The 24,840-nt window shown below is 28.3% G+C and carries 23 protein-coding genes and 3 pseudogenes; 1 reads left to right on the top strand and 25 read right to left on the bottom strand.

Annotated features, from left to right (window positions below; all coding sequences use genetic code 11):
• The 24 genes and pseudogenes from IPM32_16910 to IPM32_17025 form a co-directional block, all read right to left on the bottom strand.
• Positions 1–1,095, bottom strand: a complete 1,095-nt coding sequence (locus IPM32_16910) for a glycosyltransferase (GenBank protein ID MBK8946932.1) — start codon at positions 1,093–1,095, stop codon at positions 1–3.
• Positions 1,096–1,139: 44 nt separating this feature from the next.
• Positions 1,140–2,357: a hypothetical protein gene (locus IPM32_16915; GenBank protein ID MBK8946933.1), complete on the bottom strand. Its 1,218-nt coding sequence runs from the start codon at positions 2,355–2,357 to the stop codon at positions 1,140–1,142.
• Between the two features lie 77 nt (positions 2,358–2,434).
• Complete coding sequence (locus IPM32_16920; protein MBK8946934.1) at positions 2,435–2,965, bottom strand: acyltransferase; 531 nt, start codon at positions 2,963–2,965, stop codon at positions 2,435–2,437.
• Between the two features lie 13 nt (positions 2,966–2,978).
• Complete coding sequence (locus tag IPM32_16925; GenBank protein ID MBK8946935.1) at positions 2,979–4,250, bottom strand: hypothetical protein; 1,272 nt, start codon at positions 4,248–4,250, stop codon at positions 2,979–2,981.
• Positions 4,247–5,581 (bottom strand): polysaccharide biosynthesis C-terminal domain-containing protein, encoded by a 1,335-nt coding sequence (locus tag IPM32_16930; GenBank protein ID MBK8946936.1) that lies wholly within the window; start codon positions 5,579–5,581, stop codon positions 4,247–4,249. Before IPM32_16930 ends, IPM32_16925 begins: the two co-directional genes overlap by 4 nt.
• Before the next feature lie 31 nt (positions 5,582–5,612).
• Entirely contained in the window at positions 5,613–6,266 is a 654-nt protein-coding gene (locus IPM32_16935; GenBank protein ID MBK8946937.1) for a hypothetical protein, read from the bottom strand.
• Positions 6,245–6,835: a YdcF family protein gene (locus IPM32_16940; protein ID MBK8946938.1), complete on the bottom strand. Its 591-nt coding sequence runs from the start codon at positions 6,833–6,835 to the stop codon at positions 6,245–6,247. The genes IPM32_16935 and IPM32_16940 overlap by 22 nt, the downstream gene beginning before the upstream one ends.
• A gap of 1 nt (position 6,836) precedes the next feature.
• Positions 6,837–7,901 (bottom strand): N-acetylneuraminate synthase family protein, encoded by a 1,065-nt coding sequence (locus IPM32_16945; protein ID MBK8946939.1) that lies wholly within the window; start codon positions 7,899–7,901, stop codon positions 6,837–6,839.
• Between the two features lie 39 nt (positions 7,902–7,940).
• Positions 7,941–9,981: pseudogene (locus tag IPM32_16950) on the bottom strand (aminotransferase class III-fold pyridoxal phosphate-dependent enzyme).
• 23 nt (positions 9,982–10,004) lie between these two features.
• A complete protein-coding gene (gene pseB, locus IPM32_16955; protein ID MBK8946940.1) occupies positions 10,005–11,045 on the bottom strand; it encodes a UDP-N-acetylglucosamine 4,6-dehydratase (inverting) in 1,041 nt (346 codons plus the stop codon).
• 110 nt (positions 11,046–11,155) lie between these two features.
• Positions 11,156–12,182 (bottom strand): annotated as a pseudogene (locus IPM32_16960) (SDR family oxidoreductase).
• A gap of 11 nt (positions 12,183–12,193) precedes the next feature.
• Positions 12,194–13,339, bottom strand: coding sequence for a glycosyltransferase (locus IPM32_16965; GenBank protein MBK8946941.1), 1,146 nt, complete (start codon positions 13,337–13,339; stop codon positions 12,194–12,196).
• A 143-nt stretch (positions 13,340–13,482) separates the two neighbouring features.
• Positions 13,483–13,698, bottom strand: a pseudogene (locus tag IPM32_16970) (four helix bundle protein).
• A gap of 1 nt (position 13,699) precedes the next feature.
• Complete coding sequence (locus IPM32_16975; protein MBK8946942.1) at positions 13,700–13,963, bottom strand: GIY-YIG nuclease family protein; 264 nt, start codon at positions 13,961–13,963, stop codon at positions 13,700–13,702.
• An 11-nt stretch (positions 13,964–13,974) separates the two neighbouring features.
• Positions 13,975–14,232, bottom strand: a complete 258-nt coding sequence (locus tag IPM32_16980) for a four helix bundle protein (GenBank protein ID MBK8946943.1) — start codon at positions 14,230–14,232, stop codon at positions 13,975–13,977.
• A 115-nt stretch (positions 14,233–14,347) separates the two neighbouring features.
• Positions 14,348–14,722: a DUF86 domain-containing protein gene (locus IPM32_16985; protein MBK8946944.1), complete on the bottom strand. Its 375-nt coding sequence runs from the start codon at positions 14,720–14,722 to the stop codon at positions 14,348–14,350.
• Positions 14,715–15,005, bottom strand: a complete 291-nt coding sequence (locus IPM32_16990) for a nucleotidyltransferase family protein (protein ID MBK8946945.1) — start codon at positions 15,003–15,005, stop codon at positions 14,715–14,717. The genes IPM32_16985 and IPM32_16990 overlap by 8 nt, the downstream gene beginning before the upstream one ends.
• Positions 14,998–16,200: an O-antigen ligase family protein gene (locus IPM32_16995; protein MBK8946946.1), complete on the bottom strand. Its 1,203-nt coding sequence runs from the start codon at positions 16,198–16,200 to the stop codon at positions 14,998–15,000. Before IPM32_16995 ends, IPM32_16990 begins: the two co-directional genes overlap by 8 nt.
• A 156-nt stretch (positions 16,201–16,356) precedes the next feature.
• Positions 16,357–17,532 carry a hypothetical protein gene (locus tag IPM32_17000; protein ID MBK8946947.1) on the bottom strand — a complete coding sequence of 392 codons (1,176 nt, stop codon included), beginning with the start codon at positions 17,530–17,532 and terminating at the stop codon, positions 16,357–16,359.
• A gap of 278 nt (positions 17,533–17,810) precedes the next feature.
• Positions 17,811–18,230, bottom strand: coding sequence for a DUF86 domain-containing protein (locus tag IPM32_17005; GenBank protein ID MBK8946948.1), 420 nt, complete (start codon positions 18,228–18,230; stop codon positions 17,811–17,813).
• A complete protein-coding gene (locus IPM32_17010) occupies positions 18,223–18,648 on the bottom strand; it encodes a hypothetical protein (GenBank protein ID MBK8946949.1) in 426 nt (141 codons plus the stop codon). Before IPM32_17010 ends, IPM32_17005 begins: the two co-directional genes overlap by 8 nt.
• A gap of 1,154 nt (positions 18,649–19,802) precedes the next feature.
• Entirely contained in the window at positions 19,803–20,573 is a 771-nt protein-coding gene (locus tag IPM32_17015) for an ImmA/IrrE family metallo-endopeptidase (protein ID MBK8946950.1), read from the bottom strand.
• Positions 20,557–20,946 (bottom strand): hypothetical protein, encoded by a 390-nt coding sequence (locus IPM32_17020; GenBank protein ID MBK8946951.1) that lies wholly within the window; start codon positions 20,944–20,946, stop codon positions 20,557–20,559. The genes IPM32_17015 and IPM32_17020 overlap by 17 nt, the downstream gene beginning before the upstream one ends.
• Before the next feature lie 34 nt (positions 20,947–20,980).
• Complete coding sequence (locus IPM32_17025; protein MBK8946952.1) at positions 20,981–21,520, bottom strand: sigma-70 family RNA polymerase sigma factor; 540 nt, start codon at positions 21,518–21,520, stop codon at positions 20,981–20,983.
• Between the two features lie 604 nt (positions 21,521–22,124).
• On the opposite strand from IPM32_17025, the gene IPM32_17030 reads away from it, so the two are divergent.
• A complete protein-coding gene (locus IPM32_17030) occupies positions 22,125–22,811 on the top strand; it encodes a hypothetical protein (GenBank protein ID MBK8946953.1) in 687 nt (228 codons plus the stop codon).
• 392 nt (positions 22,812–23,203) lie between these two features.
• Here IPM32_17030 and IPM32_17035 read toward each other — a convergent pair whose 3' ends face one another.
• The gene (locus IPM32_17035; protein MBK8946954.1) at positions 23,204–24,376 is read right to left on the bottom strand and encodes an ATP-binding protein; all 1,173 of its coding nucleotides are present in this window, start codon (positions 24,374–24,376) and stop codon (positions 23,204–23,206) included.
• Positions 24,377–24,840 lie beyond the last annotated feature (464 nt).

The raw sequence follows: 24,840 nt of genomic DNA on the forward strand, positions 1-24,840 counted from the left end.
TTATAATTTATTATTCAACAAATTTTTATATACAGTTTCATACTTTTGAACCATAATTTCAATATTATATTTTTCTGCTCTTTTTAAACATTTTGAAGATATTTCAGAATAGTATTGTTGATTAGTAATTAAATTTAATATCAGTTCTGCTAATTCTTTATAATCACCAACAGCAAATAATAATCCAGCATCTAAAACAACTTCACTTAAACCAGGTACATTTGTACTAATAACAGGTTTCCCTAATGCCATGCCCTCTACAGCAGCTCTTCCAAAACCTTCCCAATGACTTGACATAACAACTACATTAGCTAAACTTATTATAGCTCCAATATGATCTTGAATGCCTAAAAAAAATACTCTATCAGAAAGCCCCAGTTTCTTAGTATACTGTTCACAAATTATTTTTCTCTCACCATCACCCACAAAAACTACACAAAAATCGTTCGGCAAATAAGATAAAGCTTTAATTAATGTATCCTGATCTTTTTCTTTTCTAAAAGCAGAAATTTGTAGAATTACTTTTAGGTGCCCAATTTTCTCTATAAGGTCTTCTCTTTTCATCATTGATTCATTTACAAGTTTTGATAGATCAACACCATTATTAATGACAATAGTATTAAAATTATTCCCTAAATATTCTCTTAATTTTTCATTTGCTGCATTAGAAATTGTTATAACCAAATCATATTGTTTATAAATAAATTTATCTAATCTTTTAAATAAATAATTATCTCTTCGTCTATTATAAGTTGAATGTTCGGTATACACCAATTTTGTTTTAGACCTTATGATAAATTTTGCGAGTGCCAACCAATAAAGTGTTGGGAACAAATGACCATGCACAATATCATATTTATTTATAATTTTACATATTTTAAAAACTAAAAATGGATTATAAATATTTTTATCTTTCATCAAATATGCAACTTTAATTCCATTATCTCTTAATTCCTTTAAAAAAAAAGTATTAGTGCCATTCAATAATAAGACTTCAATGTCAAGCCCGTTCTTTGCATGTAATAATGTATTACTAGCTATTGATCTTTCAGCTCCACCAATTTCAAGTGAATTGATTACTCTAAGAATTTTCATTTTCTTTATAATTTATTTATTGGTTACTGAAAAGGAAAAATAGATCATCGTTTCTTGGTGAAATTTACATGATAAACTGCCATTATTCCTAAAAAGTATGCAGTATAAGGCATAGCAAATACTGAAGATGATAATTTTAATCCATGTAGGATAAAATATAAAAATGCAAATCCTATATATGTATTTTGTTGCAATTTGGAGAAAATTATTTTAAAAACACTTTTAAATAAACTAAAATAAAATAATAAATATAGGATTGATGCAAAAGCACCTGCATTTTTATAATTTGATTTATTAAGTAATAAAACACCATCGCCAAAAAATGATTTAGGAAATAAAATATTTGATATTTTGTTAGTTGAATACTCTAGTGAACTTGTATTATAGTTTAATTTTAAGAGTGTATAATCCCAAATAGTATCCAATATTTCCATTTGGTACGAATACAGAGAGAATATTAGAAAAATCAAAAAAATAGTAGTCACAATTAGATAGTTTTTGTCAACAAAAAATTTAATTAGTAAAACAACTGTAATTGATAACAAAGCTGTAACTGAAAATGAAAATATTCCTGCAATAGTAAAACAAAGTATAATTATTATCGATTTTGATTTATCGTTGTAATACTGGGCTAATAATAAAAAAAGTGATGGAAAAACTAAATAAGCAAATACATGTGGTTCATGAGTCCACCCTGTCAGAGTCCCAAATATAAAGCCAAGTCTTGAATCAAGGGTTTGGATTGATAACCAACCGGGCATATAGTAAAATGTTGACCCCTCAACGATGTTTGATATTAAAAGATTTGGAAATAAATGATTGATACTATTTGAAAATGGTACAAGAACACCAAAAATTTGTAAAAAAGCAGAAAGAATAACAATAGTTATATTGAATAATGCAAAAATTATATAAAAAGAATTCCCTTTTGTAAAAGCAACAAAATCTAACTTATTAAAAATTTTATATTGTTCAAAAATATTCAGTATATAATATAAAAACACAATAAAATTAAATGAAAAAATAATTGGTGCACCTATATAAACAATATCTAATTTAACAACGCCTGATAAAAATTGAAAAAATAATAGAAGAAAAAATATTTTGAGAGGAACAAACCTAAATAGACTTTTAATAGATTTTGGTTTTCCTTTAAATCTTACAAAAATTAGTAAAATCATTGCTACACCATTCACCAATAACACAAGATTAAAAGGTTCAAAATTATCATATATTACATATGGTAATATCGACATATTCATAGAAATCTGAACAATTATCACAAAAAAATCTATAATGTTAATAATGTATTTGATCATAGTTTTTTAGAATGAGCTAATTAGCAAAACTTTTTCGCTTTTTTTAATTTAATATAATGATCAATATTTCGGTATTTAATAATTTTAGCAGGATTACCGCCAACAATTGCAAAATCCGGAATACTTTTAACTATTACTGAACCAGCAGCAGCTATTACACCTTCACCAATAGTAATATTTCCAGTAACAATAATATTGTTTCCAAACCACACATTGTCTCCAATAACAATCGTTTTAAGAATTAATGTATCATCATACGGTATTGCATCTCCATTATCATAATTATGATTTTGAGTAATAATTGAACATGAATTTCCTGAATGAAAATTATTTCCAAATCTTACAGTACCGCCACCAATTACAGTCATTCCATTGAAGTTACAATTATTACCAAAATAAATATTCCCGCTAAATGTAGATTTATAATTAACAGTAAGGTCTTTGCCACATTCAATTGATTTAAATCTTGCATAACTAGTGTAAATAAATCTTAAGATTTTTCGTAAGATTTTATTATTTTTTTTGAATACATATAAAAATAACTTTAACATTTAAATTCTCAAATTAAAAATTATATACTTGAATTTTATATTCAGATTCTATCTTTTTTTCTTGTTCCACATCGGTTAGTATAGCATTAATATATTCAGCTAAAAATAGACCAACTTTACCCTCATGTGATGTAAAAGCTGAAGCCATAAAATATTGCACAATCTTATTATTTGGATATAATTCGTTTCGATTATGGATATAATTTAGCAATTCACCCATGTTATTAGCTTTTTTAATAAGACCTTTAGATACATACAAATATTGGTCATAAATTGCTTTTTTTGATAATTGAAATTGGATTGTAGCTATTCCTAAAATTACAGCATCTAAATGTATTCCACATATATTACTAATCTGTATTTCTAATTTGCTTAAAAATTGGTTGGAAGGTTCGCTTGAGGAATCAGAATATTCTATCTCTTGCGCCTCAAACCAGTTTCTATTCCAATTTTTCATATTTGGATGAGGACGAATTGCTATCTTATATTCTTTAAGTTTTTTTAAGTTTAAACATAAAGTTTTAACAATTTCAAAATCATCAAATTGATTAATTGAGATACCAATTTTTTTTTCTGACTCCACTAATTGTTTTTTATAAAAATAATCATATCGTGTCCCACCTGTTAATAAAATCTTAGAATTTTTCTTTGATACTTGTCCATATTTATCAAAGCTTTCTTGTCCATCTAATAAAGAATAATCAAATGTTAATTTTGGAAATTTATTCGATACTGATGCATGTTGAATATAAATTGTTCTTACATTTAATTCATTTGCAGCATGAAGTAAACATCTATTTTGTGGACTATGATCATTTGCTAAAACAAGTAATTTTGGTGAATAACTTTTAAGCATTTTAGTAGCAACGATATACTTACCATATGTAAAAAGATATTCAAAAGGATATTTCCTTAATAACTGTCTTTGTTCTGAACTACCAATTATGTATCTAAAAATTATGCTCCAAAAATATGGTAAGGAAAGGTATAAAGATTGCGATATGGGAAAATCATTATCATTTCGAATTGATGTATAAGTAAAACCTTTAATATTATCATAAATTGATTGAAATGATCGCTGGTTATTTGTACTTGCTCCAAAAAATAATACATCAATATTTGCTTTAATCGTTTCTTCTTTTCTAAAAGAAAAAATAAATTTTGTTATAGATTGTAACCTTTCAAATACAACTTTTACAAATGCTATTTCCCTATGGGGAGGATTATCAAATTGCATTTGATAAACAACATTTATATCAAAAATATCTATATGGGAATATTTCATTTGGACTTAATTCGATAAATGAAAGAATAGAACACTTCTTTTATAGGCAGTGGATAAATTTTTTGAGAAAAAAATAATACTAATATAAATTGTAAAAATAAACTTGAGCAAAGAGCATATGCAGCTCCCAAATTCCCCATTTTACTAATTAAAATATAATTTAGAATAACACTTACAACCGCAGTTATACTCGTTAAAATGGATAGCAATTTGGTCCTAAATAAATGTATAAAATAAACAGAACTTATTTTATACATACCATTAAAAGCGGAAGCCATGGCTAATATAAGAACTAATGATATTGCTGAGTGAAATTTTATGTTTGTCATAAATATAATTAAAATCTTTGAGACAAAGTAAGTTAAGAATGCAGTTATAAAAAGAACAAAATTAATAAGCATGTTCATTTTAAATATTTTTTGTTTCAAATCGTTTGTCGCAAGATTCAAATTCTTATAGAACCACGGACTGATTGTTTTTGATATGGCATCTTGAAAAATTCCCATCATTGCAGCAAATGCAGATGCAACAGAATAAATGCCAACTTCAGATTTGCCAAGAATACCATTTATAAAATAGATATTAGACTGAAAAATTATAAAAGTACCAAACCCTTGTAACAACAACGGCAAACATAATTTTAAAATCTCCTTAATTTCATTTGTTTTGTATTTAAAATCAATATAATCCAGTCTTATCATTTTTAATAAACTGAATATGCCAACAAAACATGTAGCAATTGCAATTCCTAAAGCCCTCCCTTGCCAGCCAAAAGATAATGTAACAACAAAAACCAAGCTCAAGCCTAGGTTTAAAAATGTTAATCCTACTTGCCAAAAACCAAAACTTTTAACAAAGTCATTATTCCTAAGCAGAATTAAATTAAAATTATTAATTGCCGAAAAGCCTGCAATGGTTGGTATGATTATTAACCATTCAATAGGTAGCCCAATGAATATCAAATTGGAAAAATTAAATGATACAAATAGCAAAATAGTAGAAATCAACACCATTGAAACCAATATATATATCATATTTCCAATACTGATAGCTAATTCAGCCTTTGAAACTTTAAAAAATAGGCGATCTATGTTAAAACCCATACTTAATCCAATAACAGGAATTATAAATAATAGTGTCGTTTGAAAAAGGGAGACAGCACCGTACTCTGCTGGTGATAGATATGTTGTTAATACAGGTAATAAGAAAAAAGGGATCGCACCATTTAAAGCATTAAAAAAAATATATAGTATTGATTTTTTTATTAAATGATTAGTCCTAATTTTTTTTACAATATTTTTAATTTTATAGAAACTAAAATTAATTTTCATAGATCAAACAATTTATAATCATGTCTCCAATTTAAATATTTGGATAAATAGTAATTGCACTATAAGTGTTTTTTATTGATAAATGTCGATGAATTTCAAATCCAGCTTTGTTTTCATTATTAAGTTTACTATATCGCCCAACATAAACTGAATCGTTATTGATATCCTTATCACTACACCAAATAAAATCATGAGTCCATAATGTTTGGCTGTAAACTAAATAATAACAAAAGAAAACATAACTACATAAAACTGCACTAGGTAAAAAGATACTTGAATTAATTTCTGAAATCGATTTACCTCTCTGATCTACGAATACTTCTTTCTTTACCAAATACCATTCAAGATTGAAACTTTTTTCTACTGAAAAAGCTTCATTTAAATACCAATCTTGATTATAAAAACAAGGTTCTGAATGATTTGGATCCCATCCAAAATGTTCTCTCATCTTTATTAATGTCAAAGGTGTTTTATCTTTATAAAAGGGAACACCTAATATCAAAATGTAATCTTCTTTTTTTCTCTCTAAAAGTTCAATGTTGTATTTTAATTCAGGGGGCTCATTTAAAATAATCTGCGGAAGATATATTCCCATTCTTTTTTCAATTATTTTCAACTCTTTAGGGCCAATGAAATTGATGCCCATAATTTCTTTTACTTGTTTTAAACTTGACTTTCTTTCCATTTTTGATGTTCTATTGCCTCTTGAAATGTTGCTAGATGTCCCATCGATGAATATTTTTTAATACGATCAAACTCAGAATCCAATAAATCGAACCTTCTACCCCATCTTGATTCTTCAAACCATAAAAGGTCACTTGAAGGCGCATTAATTAATTCCAAATTAATTTTGCTTAGAATTACTTGCTTTAAAAATGTTAAAAATGCCCGATATTGATGATAATGTGAAGCAACTATAATAATCCTTTTCCAATTTAATTTTGCGGCCATTTCGACAATATTAATAGCCTGCTCTAATGTATTCATTGATTTTTCTTCATGAATAACATCTTTACTGCCTATTCCGTTTTTTTTTAGTTCTGTTAAAATATAAGAAAATGGAAAGCTGCCATAATCTAAATTATTAATGCCTCCGGAAAATATTAATTTATCTGCCCAATTATCAAGTAATAAATCCGCAGCTTTTTTACATCTATTTACCCCATCACCTTCTAATAAAATTATCGCATCTGATTTTTTAAGTCTATCATTATCTACAATTGCAATAAACTTTTCTCTTAAACTTAATTTCATTTTATAAATCTGTCCAATAAATAGGTGCGTCTTCTTCAATATTCTTAGAAGCAGTTCTTCCAATAACTGAATCTTTATATTTCGGGTAAATTCCAAGCGCGGGTCTTAAAACAGTAAGGTCATCTCTATCAATAATTTTTCCTTTGGGTATAAACTTTGTTGAATATAATCCTCGTCTCTGTACATAAACGGTTTCAGCTTCTTCTTCTACAACTACTTTTCGTGTAGATCCCAAAGCTTCTTCTAATTCTCTAATATAATCCACCATTCTCTTGAATTCATTTACATTCATTGAATGGGGATGATCAGGACCAATATCATAGTTACTTAATGTAAAATGCTTTTCAATTACTTTTGCTCCTAGTGCAATTGAACCTAAAGCAACAACAGGTCCTGGTGAATGATCAGAATATCCTGTCAAAATATTAAAAGCGGTCTGAAACGTTTTTAAGACATTAATGTTAGCACTTTCGATTAGAGATGGATAATTTGTTATACATTGCATAAGAACTAATTGATTATTTCCTGTACTTTCAATAGTTCTTATGGCTTCATCAATTTCTGACATTGTTGCATCCCCAGTTGCAAGAAACATAGGTTTATTTTTCTTGGCTATAAATGTCAGCATTTCTAACCAAGTAATTTCACCTGATCCAATTTTAATAAAAGGTACATTCAGATCTATACAAAGATCAACAGCTTCAAAATCATATGGCGATGTAGAAAAATCAATCCCAAGTTCAATACAATAATCATTTATTTCTTTATGCCATTCTCTTGGGAATTCAGCATCTCTAAACACTTCATGAACAGGCCTACCCCAACTTCCATGTATTCCTTTTAATTTCATTTTAGAAAAACCACCTGCTGAAACAATTTTTTCAGCTTTAAAACTTTGAAATTTTGCACAATCTGCACCACATTCTTTTGCTGCTTTTATGAGTTCTTTTGCTTTTTCAATATTACCATCAAAATTTGCGCCTATTTCAGCAATGATATACGTAGGGTAATCTTCACCAATAATTTTATTTCCAATTTTAATTTGTTTTGGAAAGTAATTTTTCATTTTTTCTCCTTATCTTATTTCAATACAACAAAAATAACTTTAGTTTAATCTTCTAAAACCTGCATGACAAACTGGTGAATCAAGTAATTTATTAATATCTTCTTTTTGATTTTCACAATCCGCAATAATTTTAAATACAATATTTAATTTATTTAGATAACTATCAATAACTTCTTTTGTATGGTTAATACAAACATAAACACTATTTGAAGCTAAATAACCATACTTAAGCATCTCTTGTGTTATGAAAGTTTTATACTTAAGATGGTTTTCACTATTAAATGAAAAACCAATAAGTGAAGGAATGCCTGAAATGTTTATTGAAACGTTATTTTCATCTGCCAAATTTTGCCAACTTTTATGTATGTACTTGCCCATTTCAGTAATATAATTATAAGATTTTGTTTTATTCATCACCTCAATTGTCTTTAAACCTGCAGTAGGGCCTATTCTTTCAGTCCAAAATGTACTACTAATAAATGTTTTTTGAGCAGCTTCCATAATATCTCTTTTACCAATCACAGCAGTAATTGCGTAGCCATTACCTAAGGCTTTACCAAACATCGCCATGTCAGGAAAGACACCATAAACTTTATGGATTCCACCGAGAGTCTGTCTAAAGCCTGAAGTGCATTCATCAAAGATTAAAATTATATTTTTTTCTGTTGCAAGGTCTCTAACCTTATTAAGAAAATTATCTTTAGGCTCGAAATTTCTAACAACTTCCATTTTGATAGTTCCAATATCATTTTGCTTTACAATTTCTTCTAAGCTTCCAAAATTATTATAATCAAATGGAAAAATCGTATTCTTCAATTGTCTTGGAACTCCGTTAGGTTCTAACCCCGGCAGTAAATGCCCATCTAAATTTGCGTCCTCAGCTAAGTTAGCTGATAGATACCAATCATGCCAACCATGGTATCCACAGATTGCCACTTTATCTTTACCAGATGCTGCTCTTGCAATTCGCACAGCAACTGAATTAGCTTCTCCACCTGTTCGACAAAATCTAACCATTTCAGCCCAAGGATGTAATTCAATTAATTTTTCCGCTAAATATACCTCTTCAGGATTATTTAGCGTTGACATATTACCGTTTTTAATAACATTTAATACAGCATTATCTACTTCATTATTACCATATCCTAAAACATTTGTGCCAATTCCCATTATTGAAACATCAGTATATTCTTTACCATCTAAATCCCAAACTTTACAACCCTTTGCTTTTGAAAAATATGATGGCCATAATTCCGGCAAAAACATTTCTGGTCGCTTTGATAACAACATTGTTCCACCTGGGATAATTGTTTTAGCTTTCTTATATAATTCCTGCCCTTTTCCCATATCTAAATCCAAATTAATCTTCATTTAGTGATTTAATATATCCTTCATCTCTTTTAATATGTGAATTTATTTTATTTAATTCTTTATTTTTATTAACAAAAGACAACACTTTTTCCCAACTCATATAAGTATTTTCCTGATATAGAGAATTATATATATTTTCCAACAATAAATAATCCTCATAATTATCTAGAGTCCATCTTAAATTTGAATAATTTATTGGAGAAACAAAGTTAGCAATATTAAATAATTCTGGATGTTTTTTTATATATGGTGTTACATGTTCTAATTCTGAATTTAATTTTGCATTTATGTATGTTGTTCTTAAAGTCTCAATTGAAAATACTTCTGTATCTAAACCATCTGGAAATGTTGGCACTAACGTATTTGAACAGTAGTCAAGTTTGTCTTTTAAATATTTATTAATAATTTCATCAACAATAATTGGATCTATCAAAGGACAATCAGCAGTAATCCTAACAATAGTGGAAGCATTGAATTTAACAGCAGCATTATAATATCTATTCAGTACATTATTAAGATCACCCCTGAAAAAATTTTTATTGTTGTTTTTAGCCCAAATTTCTAATGGGTCATCATTAGATTCTCGACTTGTGGCTAAAACTGATTTAGATATGTATTTTGAATATGATAATTGATTAAATACATGCTCAATTATAGGTTTATTGCAAATTTTCATCATTACTTTATTTGGTAACCTACTTGATGACATTCTTGCTTGTACTATTGCTGTAATCATAGCTTGGATTTTGATAGTTTATTATTAGTTTTAGTAACATGAAAATTTTTATCAACATATTTTATTATCAATTCCCTCATTTCCTCAACAGTTATCCAATCAGTGTTTTCTCCAGAATTATAGCTAAATCCTTCACAGACTGTTTTGGCATTATAATATTCCAAATATTTATCGATTTTAATTCCTGAAGGAAGAATTGCATAATATTTTCCTATATCAATTGTATTATAAGAATCGCTAATTGTTATCATTTCCTCATGTAATTTTTCTCCCGGTCTTATTCCAATGTAATTAAGTTTCGCATTTGGGGCAATAGCTTTTGCAACTGTTTCAATTTTATATGAAGGAATCTTAGGCACAAATAATTCATTCCCAATAGCATTTTTAATTGCCCACAAAACCATTTCAACTCCATCCTCAAGAGAAATATTAAATCTCGTCATTTCTTTATGAGTTATAGGGATAATCCCTTCTTTGGCTTTTTCCATAAAGTAAGGAATAACTGACCCCCTTGAGCCCATAACATTGCCGTATCTAACGACAGAGAACCGTAGATCTCTTTTACCTTTCATGTTATTTGCAGCAATAAATAGTTTATCAGAAACTAATTTTGTAGCACCATAAAGATTTATTGGCGCAGCAGCTTTATCTGTTGATAATGCAACAACAACCTTCACATTTGTTGACATTGCTGCATCTATTACATTTTGGGCTCCACCAATATTTGTTTTAATAAACTCATCGGGATTATATTCCGCAGCTGGAACCTGTTTTAATGCTGCCGCATGAATGATTACATCAATTCCTTCACAAGCTCGTTTAAACCTTGAATTATCTCTAACATCACCAATAAAATATCTCATTTGTGGATATTTCTCTTCAGAAAATATTTGAGCCATTTCAAATTGTTTTAACTCATCACGTGAATAGATTACTAATCTTTCAACTTCAGGATATTTTGAAAGGATAATTTCAGTAAATTTTTTACCGAAAGATCCAGTGCCGCCAGTTATAAGAATTGATTTGTTATTTAACATAATTAAATCCTTTTTTGCATTATTAGCTAATATTTTATTAACTGCTCAATTATAATTTAAGCCAATATTTAATTAAGTACTAAATTAAGGATAAAAATTAATTATTATTTTTAATTCTTATAATACCATTCACAAACAAGCTCAAAGCCTTTTTGTGCATTAAATTTAGGATTATAATTAAGCACATTTTTTGCTTTTTCACCTGGTGCAAGTGAATGCGGAACATCACCTTGCCTATTTGGTCCGTAATTCGGTTCAATATTTAAAATGTCCTTATCAAATTTACCAAGATTAGTTCTAATAATTTTAAGTAGTTCATTTAAAGTTGTGTTTTCACCATAGGCAACATTAAAAACTTCAAAAATTACTTCACTATTATATTCACCAAAATATTTTTTTCAAACCTAAAAAATAATTTTCTTTTGTTGTTAAACAAGCTCTTTCATTTGCATGTATTACATTATCAATGTATGTAAAATCTCTGCTGAATGTACCATCACCATTTATAATTGGGCTTTGCAAATTTATTAAGTTTTTTACAAACAAAGGAATTACCGCGGCATAAGCACCGTTTGTGTCTTGTCTTCTGCCAAACACATTAAAATATCTTAATCCAATTGTTTCCATTCCATAAAGCTCACTGAAAACTTTTGCAAAATATACATTTACTACTTTTGTAATTGCGTAAGGACTTAAAGGTCTGCCTATTTTTTCTTCAATTTTTGGTAATTCTTTTGAATCACCATAAGTTGAGGAACTTGCCGCATAAATAAATCTTCTTACACCTTCGTCACGCGAAGCTATTAACATATTTAAGAAGCCGTCAATATTTACTGAGTTTGTTGTTGCCGGGTCCTTAATTGATCTTGGAACACTGCCCAAAGCAGCTTGGTGAAGAACGTACTCACAATCTCTCACAGCGTTTCTACATGTTTCTAGATCTCTTATATCACCTTCAATAAACTGGAAATTGGGATGGTCAAAAAAAGGAGCAATATTTTTTTTGTGCCCTGTACTTAAATTATCTAAACAAATAACTTCGTTGTTATTTCCTAAAAAATACTCAACCAAATTAGAACCAATAAAACCAGCACCGCCCGTTATTAAAATTTTGCTGTTTTCTACTTTTTCTTTCATAAAAATTCATATTAACGCAGACTGAAGTCTGCGGCAACGTTGTCTGCAATTACGTTTTTTAAATATCTAAATGTTTCTCTTGTAGAAGAAGCCCAAAAATGTCTTTTTTGTATTTCAGTATAATTTTGATCATTTTTTTGACTAATCAAATTTATTAATTTTTGCTTAAAATCTAACTCAATATTTTCATAGCTAATACAAGTAGATTTTGGCTTAAAATCTTCAATAATTTCATCAAAAGAACCAAGTTTTTGATGGAGAATAGGAATTTGATTTACTAACGCTTCTTTTAACGGTAACCCAAAAGATTCACAAAGTGATGGAGCAATAAAAACATCTGCTTCATTAAAATGATTTGGCAAATCTTCATATTTTTCATCGGTTATTATTTTTATAAAATCATTATTTGAATCAACTAGTTTTATTGTTTTTAATAACTCATCAGTTCCAAACTTTGCTTTAGTACCAACAATTTTTAATTCGATGTTGTAATTTTCTTTTCTTAATTCGCCAATTATTTTAACAAGCGGAATTAAATTTTTATGCAAAGCATGGCTTGAATCAACTAACAAATTAATTTTATCTTTTTCTTTTTTCTGTAATCTTATATCTGTTATCTTAAATCGTTCATTTACACCATGATGAATTACTTTAGAATTATTAATTTCTTTACCAACTGCTTTTTCAATTTGCTTTTTAATACTATTTGAAACAAAAATAATTGATGAAGCTTTTTGAAAAGTATAAATCATTAATATTCTTTTAACTAAAATAACCCAATATTGTGTAGTGTATTTATACAGATTTTGTGCATTTTTATCAAAAGGCAGCATACTTTGTGCAAAAGCTATAAAAGGATTAAAATTACCTAAATATATTCCCCCCGGGATAAATAAAATTGAACAATTATTTTCTTTAGCTTCTTTTTCTAGAATAAATTTTTGCCAAATTAATGAGCTGATTGAATTTCTGTTGTTTAAAATTTTGTATTCAATAAATTTTTTTTGTGGTAAATATTTAAATGTTTCAGTATTAAGCCATACTATAATTCTTTCAAAATTATCAATTAAGGGGTCTGCATTTGTCAACAGTTCCATTAGATGAATTAACGAACCACCATTACCGCGTATATTGTGTGCATCTATGCCTAGTATCATAAAAACAGTAATTAGTAATAAGTAAAAAACAGTGACCAGTAAAGAGTGACTAGTGATCAGTTGTGAGTAATGAGTAAAAATAATTATTATTCAATTCAGTATATGGAAGATAAGAAGATCGGAAAATAATGAAGATTGGTTAACTAGAAACAAAATTTATCTGCATTTATTTCCATGGAATTCAGCAATTTAATAATACTTTCATATTCCGCATCTAAACGATTAAAATCTTCCAATATAATGTATTTGCAAGCTAGCGCAAATTCAAACCAAGTTTGAGTTTCGGAAGCTTCCTGCATTGAATCCGTCAATTTATTAACAAATACAGCTTTGTATTTTCTTTTACGCCATCCCTCAGCTTTACCCCGTCAAATAAGATTTGAGCCTATTTTTAATAAACATTTTGCCATAATGCGTTTTTAGATATTTCTCACGATGTAGTGCGTCTTCTTGGCTCAGACATGCTTCATAATAAACCAATTTTAATGGTCTTCTATGGACTGTTGATTTAACTAAACCTTTATTGTGCTGCTCAAATCTTAAATCAATATTTTGCGTATAACCAGTATACATTTTACAATCTTTTTCACTTTTCAATACATATGTAAAATAGAATTCACTCATAAAATATTGATTTATTTGACTGGGCTAATATTCGAACATACTGATCTAGTTGATCTTCTAATTTGATCAACTATAGAATATCTTTCTTCAACTGGAAATTCTTTTGTAATTTCAAAAATTTCCATTGCCGCTTTGAAAGCCATTTTATAAACTTCCAAATCTCTAAAATGTTTTATAGTCTTTTTCCTTTCAACCACTTCGTTTCCAATCTTCACAGCTTCTAAACTTCCACTCTGATTTACAACTTTCAAATCTTTATGATTATTCATCTACATTTGCTCTTCACTATTCACTCTTCACTATTTACTGTTCACTTTTTTTTTCAAAACACTTTACTTATCGCTGTTTTTTTAAACAATCGCGTTCAGCAAAACACTATGAATTTTAATCTTCTAAATCAGTAGTAATTTTCATTATTGTTTCTTTCATCAATGGCAACCTATTCTTGATTACATTGAAAACAACTTCAGCATCGATATCAAAATAATGATGAGTTATTATATCTCTCATACCTTTTGCACTTTTCCAATCAACTTCACTATAATTAATCAATAAATTATTCTGTGTTATTTTATCAATTTGTTTAAGAGCTTCTCCCAAATTAATTAACTGCATACAAACACTATCTAATTTTTCTAGTCCACTATTACTTTTAACAAACTCCTCAAAATTAGAAACAGACGAACTTCTAATATTGATCTGTTCAATTGACCATAAAATATTATTCAAAATCTCTTTAATAAGTTCAATATCATACATAAATTGCATCTCTCAGTATTCTTCTTTTTAATCCTTCATTCATTCTCTCTCTATATCTAACTATATCAACCTTTTTTTGTAACAAATCCTGTAAATAATTTTTAATTGAGACTAATAAAAAAAGATCGGGATTCTTAATTTCAATAACTATATCAATATCGCTATTTTCATACTGTTCGTTTCGAGCATAACTGCCGAATAATCCAATCCTATTTACGCCATAATTTGCAGATAATTCTTTTTTATGCTGGTCAATAATTTCTAAAATTTGTTTTTTATCCATTTGATTTATTACCACTAAAATTATATAAAATTGTTCCTGTAAAGATAAAATAAAACGGTAAAACTGCTGATCCTATTCCAATCCACCAAGATTCTATTTGTGCATAAATATTTGAAGAAAGTAAGAAGGCAAAAATAAAAATCAAATAAAAATTGTGTAATGAGTGATCAGTAATGAGTGACGAGTGACGAGTAATAAGTGACGCATTACTCTTTACTGATTTCTGATTACTGGATGCACTATTCTTGATTCTAGCTCCTGACTCCTTTCTCCTTAACCATAAAAGCTTAAATGGATACAATATCACTAGGCTAAATAATCCCAATCCCACTATTCCGGTTTCTTCTATTATTGCAAGTATGCTTACCGTTTTCTCTCTTCTGTAAATTTCGCCTTCTGATGTTTTATCATAATAACCTAAAAGAGGATTGTTGTATCTCTCGTCACTTATGCCATAACCTAAACCAAATAAACCGCCATTTAATGCTGAATACCATGAATCACTTATTGTCTGAAATCTTCGTTCGCCAAAACTATTTTCATGCTTCACCAATGTAATTTGGTCTTTATTAAATAAATTTGATGCTATTACAATAGTAAGAGTTACTATAACTAAAAATATAAAACTTAAATAGAGAGTTTTAACGTAACTAAAGTTAAAGATGAAATATATAACCCAAACAATAAATAGAGAAATGATTGCAGCTCGTGAGACACTAAGCGAGATAAGAATTAAATTAAATATTATGAGAATAGATATTAAAATGTTTTTATTTGGTTTTGAATCTTTTGTATTAAAAAATAAAATTAAAGGTGACGCCGTAAGAAAAATATATTGTCCAAGTTTGTTTTGGTGGTTTGTAAATCCCATAAAACCAAGCCCATGTCCACCAGACCAAGCATTTTCCGGTACATTAAAAATAAGAGAAACAAGGGTTACAAAAACAATCAAAATATTTAGTATCAGAATTGAATTTAGGAAATAATTAATATTTTGTTTTGCAATATATGCTCCAATAAATAGCGAACCAGCAGCATTAATTAAAAAGAATACAGATCTTTGCAGAGTAAAAATTGGATATTGAGACCAAATAGCAGTTATTGCTGACCAAATTGAAAATATTAAAATAAATAAAAATTGTATTCTTAATTTTTTAAGATCGGCAATTATTTTAATTCCGAAAATAAAGTACATTATCAGTAAAACCGGAGCAATGTAGTAAAATTTACTTACTGTAGAAATGCCACGTGAAAAAAATGACAATAATAATAAGAAAAAGAAAACAATTGCATATTTACTTTCGCAAAGGAATTTATTTATCCGGCTATAAATATTAGTCATAATATAAATTTACGCGATACTTCTTTTTACAACATTTATCTTAATACTTAAAAGTATAAACAAATAGAAAGTACACACTCCTATTAACAAAATAAAATCTTGTGAATTTTTTATTCCAAATAAGTAGAAAAGAATTATACAAAATAAAATAAAAATGAGCGGATAGATTTTTGCAATTTTATATTGTGCAACATTATTGATATATTTAAAAAGAATTCCATTTAAGGGATATTGAACAATTGTATAAAAAGTATAAATTATTAAGAATATTATTAAAATCTTTTTCAGCAAAATCAAATCAATTGAATTCGGCAATAAACTTGGTAAAAATTGTACAAAACTATAAGCTGAAATTCCATAAACTAATACTATTATAAACAGAAGAACGATAGAATTTTTAATTGTATTGCGTTTATTTGTATTTCCAGCAGTATATATTGAATGTTCAATCATGTTTCCTAAGTAAAGCATTGGCGCTGTAATTCCCCATGCAAAAGTATAAGCATTGGCAACATCAACATTCATATAGTGATTTACAATGTATTTATCGGCAATAAAAGCAAAACCTAAAGCTGCATTAACAATAAAGCCCGCGATTCCTAATTTATAGAATTCCGAAAGCTTGCCCTCCCCTCCAGAATCATTAAAATTGTAAGCATAGACAAAGAGCATCCATAAAATTCCGGTAAATGGAAAAATTAGAAAGATTTCCAAACGTATAGTAAGAAGAATAAATACTGCTGCTAATAATATTAAACCATAAAATAATTTGAAAAAGAAATATCTTTTATAATTCCCTTCAAAAAGTGTTTTAATTAAAAAAATATTAGCAATTATGTAAAAGAACGAATAAATAAATATGGCGAAATAATTTAAGTAACTATATTTTTCATCTCCAAACAAATTTAATGCCGCTACCATAAGCAGAGTATTAAATAACACGGCTATAAATAATTTTTTATGCTGGATTTTTATTCTATTTATTGCAAATTCAAAACCAAGTTTACCAAAAAGAACAACAATTGCAGCTGAATAGTAAATTTTATTAAAATCGTTATATTGTTCACTTGTCGTTATATAAGGTATGAACAGAAATACAATTTTACTTATGAAAAATGCACCTCCAATAAAAATTAGTTTATTAGTCTTTCGATAAGCATTCTTGGTAATTTCTTGAATTGTCAAATTTTGATAGTAGTAATTAGTAAATAGTGAACAGAAAAAAAGAATTAGGAAACAATAATTAAGAATTAATAATTAAAAAAAATAAAAGAGATAAATAGTCAGTAGTCAGTCCCTCAGCTGACGGATAACTTTTTATAATTCATACTTTTTAATTCATAATTCTCTCGACCAAAAAGGTTTGTCTCTGTTTTATCCATTTGAATTTTGTTTATTGGGTTTAATTTGTTTTTTGCTGCTTAAGTTTTTAGTGGTTCTCTTTTATTTAATTCTTCCTTTCTTTACACATTACAATAGTTTTTGATGATTAACAGAAATTTATTAAAATCATCCAATCTATGGTTAACGATTTCGTTAATAACATCAAGCTCAAGAGATAAATATTCATGGCTTAATCGGTTCCTAAATCCTATCATTTTATTTAATAAAATTCTTTCATCTTCAGATATTATTTTTTTTGTTTCCAGTATATCACCAATATCTGTATAATAATCCCAGGTACTATTGAAATCAGCAGACACTATATGAGCTAACATATCAAGCAGGTTTTGAATTACTAAGTATAAACCTCTTTCTAAAATCCACAATAGATCTTTATCTGCCTTAATTTCTTCCAAGGAAACATGTTTATGCTTTCTGAGATTTTCTAAATCTGAGATATAACTTTGCAAATGTTTTTCAATTATTTCTTGATCAGGCATTAGCTATTCTTCTTTTTAAGTATCTTCTTTTAATTCTTCTAATATTTTCTGAATCGATATAAAGTTTGCGAATATAATTTTCGTAATATATTCGTTTTGTTTCATCTTTAGAAAAAAGACATATTCCATTGTTTACAATTCTCTGTTGAATTGTGATTTCTGCATTATTCATCACAACAAAATCAATACCCTTCTTGGTTAGTATGGTAAGGTTACTTATAAATTCACTTTCGTAACCGTAAGGAAATTTCTTAAAATCATTTTTATCGAAATTATCAACCAGATATACAGCAACATCAATATCATGATAGAGTTCTTTATTAACAAATGATCCAAAAATATAGGCGATTACAACTTCATCTCTATTTTTGAGATACTCAGTAATCTTATTTTCAATTTGTTTTTTATCTAATACCATAAATTATTCTTTTAAATTTGATACTATAACTAATGCAAATTATTGAAAGTTTCAAATAAATAACTTTATTCATATTCAAAAACTTTTGGTTTAATAATGTAAAAAGCTTGTATTTCAGTTATCAGGTTTCAGCGAACAGCGTTCATTTAAAGAGTTAGCAAATGCAAAAAGAATTTTGGAAATCTTCTCTGTGTAGTTTTCAGTTGTTTAGGGCATCTCTAAAATCTCAAAATAACAAGCGTTAATTAACAAATAATTCCAAACTTGTTCACCGTTAGGTTTGTTTTAAAAACAAATTCAAAATAACATCAGTTTGGCTCTGTTTTATCCATTTGAATTTTATTTATTGGGTTTAATTTGTTTTTTGCTGTTTGTGTTTTTTATATGCCGCTTGTACCAAATTTTTAATTATCAATCTATGTTTTATACTTTTATTTTGGCTATTTGTCAATGTTTTTAATTCTGACTTCTGCCTAGTTAATAATTAACCCTATTTTTCTGACAGCTTCGCCAATTGAGTTACATTAAAAAGTATGTCTCATTAAATTTATTAATTACTTATTAATAGTCCAAATATATTATTATTTGTATTTTGATACAATTATTTAAACTAAAAATTTTAATAAAAATGTTAAGTTATTAAAAGGAAAGGAGTTAGATTAGAAAAAAGTGAAAAGTAAAAAGTGAAAAGTGAAAACGTTTAGAAGTTGAGACGTGGAAAGGAAGGAAAGGTGAAACTAAAAAAAGTAAAAAGTGAAAGGTGAAAAGTGAAAGCATAAAGAAATTGAAAATCAGTAGTCAAAAATAAGGGAAAAGGGAAAAGGCAAAAGAGAAAAGCGAAACAAACAAAGTAATTATCTATTCTATATTGATTCAAAATTTCGGCATACTTCGAAAACTCAGCAACTGAATAACAACCGAATCACAACTGAATAACAACCGAATCACAACTGAATAACAACCGAATGACAACTGAATAACAACCGAATCACAACTGAATAACCACCGAATGACAATTGAACAACCACCGAATGACAATTGAACAACCACCGAATAACAATTGAATAACAACTGATTGACTATTGAACCCCCACCGAATTTCTCCTTCCCATCTTCACGATTTAACGTCTTTACGTCTCAACGTTTCATCGTCTTCACGCCTTTTCCCACAAAATTGTAAGTACCGAATTATAGTTGGGCATTGGAATATTCTGCTCCATTAAAAAGAAATCTTTTTTAAAATAATAATCATATTTGAACCATGCATCGGCTAATATCACCTCTTCTTTATCCGGCAAATTGTTTCCCTTATAAAATTCGCTAGCGTATGATAAGTTGTTAACCTGTATTCCGCCCTTGATGAACTTAAACGGAAAATAAGAATTTATTCTGCTCCATTTTATTATCCCGTCTTTGCTGAATACAATTGCAGTTGGAGTTTTTCCTAATTCCGCATATCTCATAGCGGCGGAACTTAATGAAGTTTTAAAATATTCTGCAATATTGCTTAACAAATCCGAACTTAATTTTTTACCTTTTGTAAATTCAATAAACCATGGCTCGTGCATAATCAATTCCGATGCAAATACATTTGCTGAATATTCAAAATCAATTTCCGCCTTTACATTTATTAAATTCAATGTATTGCAGTTTATATTGCCTTTAATATTCCTTTGGTTAAGGAAATGACCTAACTCATGCGCAATTACAAAATTTTCATGCCCTTCATCGGCAAAATTATTACCGATTGTTATTATTGCATCTTCATTATCAAATACAATATTGGCAAGCGAATTTTTTAATTCCTTTCTTTCCAAAAGTATCCGCTCGCCGCTAAGAATGTTAAGTAAATTCAGTTCCTCCGGTTTTTCTATGCAGTATTCACTAATAAGTTTTCTTGCATTTGCTTTAGCTATTACTTCCATTTGACTTATGTTTTTTTAGATATTTTATTATTTCAAGTTTTGACTGCTGATCAAGTAAACTTTCCAAATCTGCATCTTGATTATTATGCTGTTTATTAAATTGAAATTGTATTTTACTTCTTATTCCATCATCAAAATCTTGCAGAAATTCACCTTTCAAAATTTTATTTAATACTTCCTTCAGATTTGATAAATAGATTTTCCCTTCCTTGATTTTATTTTCTGCTTCAAGCTTTTTTACAAATTTTAATGCTTCGGTTTTAAGTTTAACCGGATCCTTACCTATATCAAACAAATAGGTATTTACCTCCTCTTCATTCATCTCTTCATCATCAAGATAAAATTCGAGTAAATCTCCCTTTTTAGAGACCATGGCTCTGCCCTTTATTTTTCTTATTCTTTTTCTGCTATTGTAAATGTTTAAGTTTACGTTTTATTCGTTTTAGAATATTAGTTACTTCAATTACTGTTAGTCCAAGATTCTCCGCAAGCTCGCTTCTTTTTACTGTAATCTGCATTTCAAGAAATACGATTGATGCTTCTTCGTCATCTTTTAGTATTATTATAGCTTTGTTGATGAAATCTTCTATTTCTGTATCTGTAAAAGGTTCTTTATAGCATTCTCCTGTATAATTATCTAATATGTTTTCGTCATAATCCTCCTCTTCATTTATTGTATAATTTGAAATTATATACTCTTTTTTCTTTTTACAATAATTGGAAACTTCACTTTTTGCAGTTTCTTTTATAAAAGCATTTATATTAATATCCGGTTTATATTTTCTGATTCCACAGGCTGTCTTGGTAATAATCTCATTAATTAACTCTACCGGATCAAGTTGATTTTTCATTCCCTTTAAATTGAGTAATTTATCCGCATAAACAACCCACTGATTATAATTACCGTTTTCGATATTTTTCTTAATTTCTTCTAAAAATTCATCCATTCTTATTCTCCGATAAGTCATTAATAGACCGGTTCATAATTATTAATACTCCCATACCAAAATAAATTGACAAAAACTTATACATATAATTTAAAAAATATAAATGGATTAATCATTCAAATTAAGAGTAATTAATCTTATACGCTTACAATTTATGGTATTTATATGATTTTTACACTAATTGTTTTATTTGGGGAAAGAAAAATTCAGCAAAGAAGTTATAGTATTTGTATACTCATTTCATATCGGTTTCATATGCATTTAGTACTTATTTCATATGTGTTTCATACTGTTTTTATACTTCATTCGGCCTTCACACATACTATATGTCCAATACACAGCCGTTTCATCGGTCGGGCGCCTCCTAATAAAATTGGAGACGTAAAATTTTACGTCTCTACAGTAAATAAAACATGAATTAAAATTTAATGTACATTAAATAAAGAATTGGAGTCGCATTGAGCTTGCTTAAAAGTAATGAATTTATAATAACAGTCCGCATAAAACATTGATTTTTTAGGGTTTTCGCAGATTTGAAATTTAAATAATTTCTATTGAGCCGGTTAAGCAGCTCTATAAATAAATAATTTAAGGAAAATTTATCATGGCAAAGATTAAAGAAAAAGTAATCGGAAAAATAAGCGGTACAATGGGTGATTTTGTAGGAAGGATAAGAAACGGAAATAATTACTTATCGATGCGCCCATCTAATGTAAGAGTAAATAATGATCCTTCTTCAATTGAAAGAAGAGAGAAATTCAGAATGGCTTGCAAATTAGCAAAGGAAATAGTTGGAATTGATGATTTGAGAAGTATATGGAATGCAAAAAAGGGTTCTTCACTTTCTGCGTATAATTATGCAGTACAAAAGAATTATCCTTTTGTTCAGTCAAACCAATTATCTCAGATTGTTATGCTTGCTCCGGAATTCGGATTTCCGATTTCGGCGGAAACATTGACAATAAATAACTCCAGTATTAATGTTGTAATTTCTGCTTTGGGTAATGCAGCAGATTTTAATTTTGAAGTTGAATCGAAAATAGTTTTATACGGATTCTTATTTTTATCTGCACCAACTAGTAATTTGGTTGAAGATTATTTTTTAATTAAAATATTATTTGGTGAGCATGGACTTGTAACTGATGAAGCAATTAATTTTACTTATTCTTTGAACGGTACTCAATCTGCTTTAGCTGCCAACTACAATTCAAAGAAACTTTACTTAATTGCAGTTACAAAATCAGATGATAATCAGATTGGTCACTTTTCAAATACTATTTCCGGCGGGTAGCTTTAAATAGACAATCCCGTTAGTTTTAGCGGGATTGTTGTTAAAGGATTTTGCAGTTTTGTTCGGCGATGCCTAACGGCAGTTAAAAATGACAGACCCTTTATTATTTATTTTTTAGGCTTTGTATATTTTTTAAATCGATAATTCTTAGTTCATAATTTTTTCTTGAGCATTCTGGCTTCTATTTTTTTGAGATTCTTACGTTGGTAAAAAACACCTCCTCAGAATGACAGTCCTTTTAGGTTTTGTCTCCTTCTTTAGTTTCTGAACAAAAACTTACTGATTTTCATCAGCACAGGTTTCAGAATGACAAGTACTTTTTGTTTTTCAATTTTGCGTTCTTGTAATTTTGTAATCTTGTAATTTTGTAACCCGCCTAAAAGTACTTTAAATTATACCAAACCACTTAAAAATTTACTTGCTGAAATTATTCTTGTTCCATTTTTAATTATATCAACATTTTCTTTTTTAATAACTTGGTAAATAAATGGAATATTTAAATTTTCCTTGAAGTAATTAATATTAGGAGATAATTCAGTTTCGCTTAATTTTACTTCAACTGCAAACCATGGTTTATTATCAACCGTCACTAAAAAATCAACCTCTTTTTTATCAACATTTTTTAAATAATTTAAGCTACACTTATATCCTTCATATTCATTTAAATAATTAGTGAATTTTAATAAATGTGAAGCCACTAAATTTTCGAATTTTGCTCCCTCATTTTCTACTTCTGACCAATCCACTAAATAAAGTTTTGGTTCTTTTTTAATTGATCTGATTGCTTTTGAATTAAATGGAAAAATCCTAAAATGATAATAAAACGATTCTAAAATATTTAACCAACTCGTTGCAGCTCTATGACTAATTTCAAGATCGCCTCTAATTGCATTTATGGATAGCGGACTGGCAACTTTTGAAGGTAAAATATCTCCAAGAAGTTTCATATTAGTTAAGTCACGAATATTTTCGATATCGCGAATATCTTCTCTAAATAGCCTTTCTAACTTTTCATTATGCCATCTTCGCAGTGTTCTTTCATTTTGTTTCATCAAAGGTTCCGGGAATCCGCCGAATTTGTAGAGAAGATTCAATGCTTCACCATGTGATGGACTATCAAATTCTAATTCATTAAAAGGTATGAATTTATTTTGTATTATTTCAAATTCAGCAACAGAAAAAGGGTGCAATGTATAATAGTGATATCTGCCTTGAAGCGAATCCCCGCCTTTCCTATATATATTTAATCTGGCGCTGCCGGTAACAATTATATCATATTTTTCTTTATTTGTATCATAAATACCTTTAATTAGGTTTTTCCATTTTGAATATTTGTGTATTTCATCAAAAATTAATAAACTTTTTTCTCCTGGTAATTCGAAAGAAGTAATTTTTTTTCTATCCGGTTGATAATCCCAATTAAAGTATGTTGAATTATTAAATTTATCGGCTACGAGTTCTTTAGAAATAGTGGTTTTTCCAACTTGCCTTGCACCTCCAATGAATACCATTTTTTCTTTTAAATCAGATATTATTTGGGAAGTAAGGTATCTTTGCATTTGCATAAATGCCCTCTAATACTTTAGAAGTAAGATAATAATATTTTTGCCTCTAAGCAAAAATAATAGCGTTAATTTTTGCCTTAAAGCATAATCGCAAGTAAGTAAATTCTTTACATTTAACGATATGTTTTATAAACTAGATTATTTGGGTAATGCTTTTAATCTCTAAGTTGCCCATGAATTTTTTTATGGATTTAACTTCACGTTCAAATTGTGATTTGTTATTCTAGATTCTGAATTCTGGCTTCTGTCTTCCGTTTGTTCTTTGGCATTTCGGTACACTTCGTTACTCAATGCCCAAGCCTTATTTTACTTTTTCACTTTCCACGTTTTAACGTCTTCACGTCTCTACGGAAATGGATTTGTGCATTTTTTGAATTTTGATATTTACTATTTGGAATTTGTTTCTATGCATCCGGCATCCCGTCTCCAGTTCTTCTAAATTCGGTCTGCTGGTTTCTGATCCG

Source organism: Ignavibacteriota bacterium (genome assembly GCA_016716225.1).
In the GTDB taxonomy this organism is placed as follows: Bacteria; Bacteroidota; Ignavibacteria; order Ignavibacteriales; family Melioribacteraceae.

Excerpts from the sequence above, each read along its gene's own strand:
- IPM32_16925 (MBK8946935.1), bottom strand. The coding sequence starts at position 4,250 with ATGAAATATTCCCATATAGATATTTTTGATATAAATGTTGTTTATCAA.
- IPM32_16915 (MBK8946933.1), bottom strand. The coding sequence starts at position 2,357 with ATGAATATGTCGATATTACCATATGTAATATATGATAATTTTGAACCT.
- IPM32_17015 (MBK8946950.1), bottom strand. The coding sequence starts at position 20,573 with ATGGAAGTAATAGCTAAAGCAAATGCAAGAAAACTTATTAGTGAATAC.
- IPM32_16975 (MBK8946942.1), bottom strand. The coding sequence starts at position 13,963 with ATGAGTGAATTCTATTTTACATATGTATTGAAAAGTGAAAAAGATTGT.
- IPM32_16995 (MBK8946946.1), bottom strand. The coding sequence starts at position 16,200 with ATGTACTTTATTTTCGGAATTAAAATAATTGCCGATCTTAAAAAATTA.
- IPM32_16990 (MBK8946945.1), bottom strand. The coding sequence starts at position 15,005 with ATGGATAAAAAACAAATTTTAGAAATTATTGACCAGCATAAAAAAGAA.
- IPM32_16980 (MBK8946943.1), bottom strand. The coding sequence starts at position 14,232 with ATGAATAATCATAAAGATTTGAAAGTTGTAAATCAGAGTGGAAGTTTA.
- IPM32_16920 (MBK8946934.1), bottom strand. The coding sequence starts at position 2,965 with ATGTTAAAGTTATTTTTATATGTATTCAAAAAAAATAATAAAATCTTA.
- pseB (MBK8946940.1), bottom strand. The coding sequence starts at position 11,045 with ATGTTAAATAACAAATCAATTCTTATAACTGGCGGCACTGGATCTTTC.
- IPM32_16935 (MBK8946937.1), bottom strand. The coding sequence starts at position 6,266 with ATGGAAAGAAAGTCAAGTTTAAAACAAGTAAAAGAAATTATGGGCATC.
- IPM32_17020 (MBK8946951.1), bottom strand. The coding sequence starts at position 20,946 with ATGGTCTCTAAAAAGGGAGATTTACTCGAATTTTATCTTGATGATGAA.
- IPM32_17005 (MBK8946948.1), bottom strand. The coding sequence starts at position 18,230 with ATGCCTGATCAAGAAATAATTGAAAAACATTTGCAAAGTTATATCTCA.
- IPM32_16945 (MBK8946939.1), bottom strand. The coding sequence starts at position 7,901 with ATGAAAAATTACTTTCCAAAACAAATTAAAATTGGAAATAAAATTATT.
- IPM32_16930 (MBK8946936.1), bottom strand. The coding sequence starts at position 5,581 with ATGAAAATTAATTTTAGTTTCTATAAAATTAAAAATATTGTAAAAAAA.
- IPM32_16940 (MBK8946938.1), bottom strand. The coding sequence starts at position 6,835 with ATGAAATTAAGTTTAAGAGAAAAGTTTATTGCAATTGTAGATAATGAT.
- IPM32_16965 (MBK8946941.1), bottom strand. The coding sequence starts at position 13,339 with ATGATACTAGGCATAGATGCACACAATATACGCGGTAATGGTGGTTCG.
- IPM32_16910 (MBK8946932.1), bottom strand. The coding sequence starts at position 1,095 with ATGAAAATTCTTAGAGTAATCAATTCACTTGAAATTGGTGGAGCTGAA.
- IPM32_16985 (MBK8946944.1), bottom strand. The coding sequence starts at position 14,722 with ATGTATGATATTGAACTTATTAAAGAGATTTTGAATAATATTTTATGG.
- IPM32_17030 (MBK8946953.1), top strand. The coding sequence starts at position 22,125 with ATGGCAAAGATTAAAGAAAAAGTAATCGGAAAAATAAGCGGTACAATG.
- IPM32_17025 (MBK8946952.1), bottom strand. The coding sequence starts at position 21,520 with ATGGATGAATTTTTAGAAGAAATTAAGAAAAATATCGAAAACGGTAAT.
- IPM32_17035 (MBK8946954.1), bottom strand. The coding sequence starts at position 24,376 with ATGCAAATGCAAAGATACCTTACTTCCCAAATAATATCTGATTTAAAA.
- IPM32_17010 (MBK8946949.1), bottom strand. The coding sequence starts at position 18,648 with ATGGTATTAGATAAAAAACAAATTGAAAATAAGATTACTGAGTATCTC.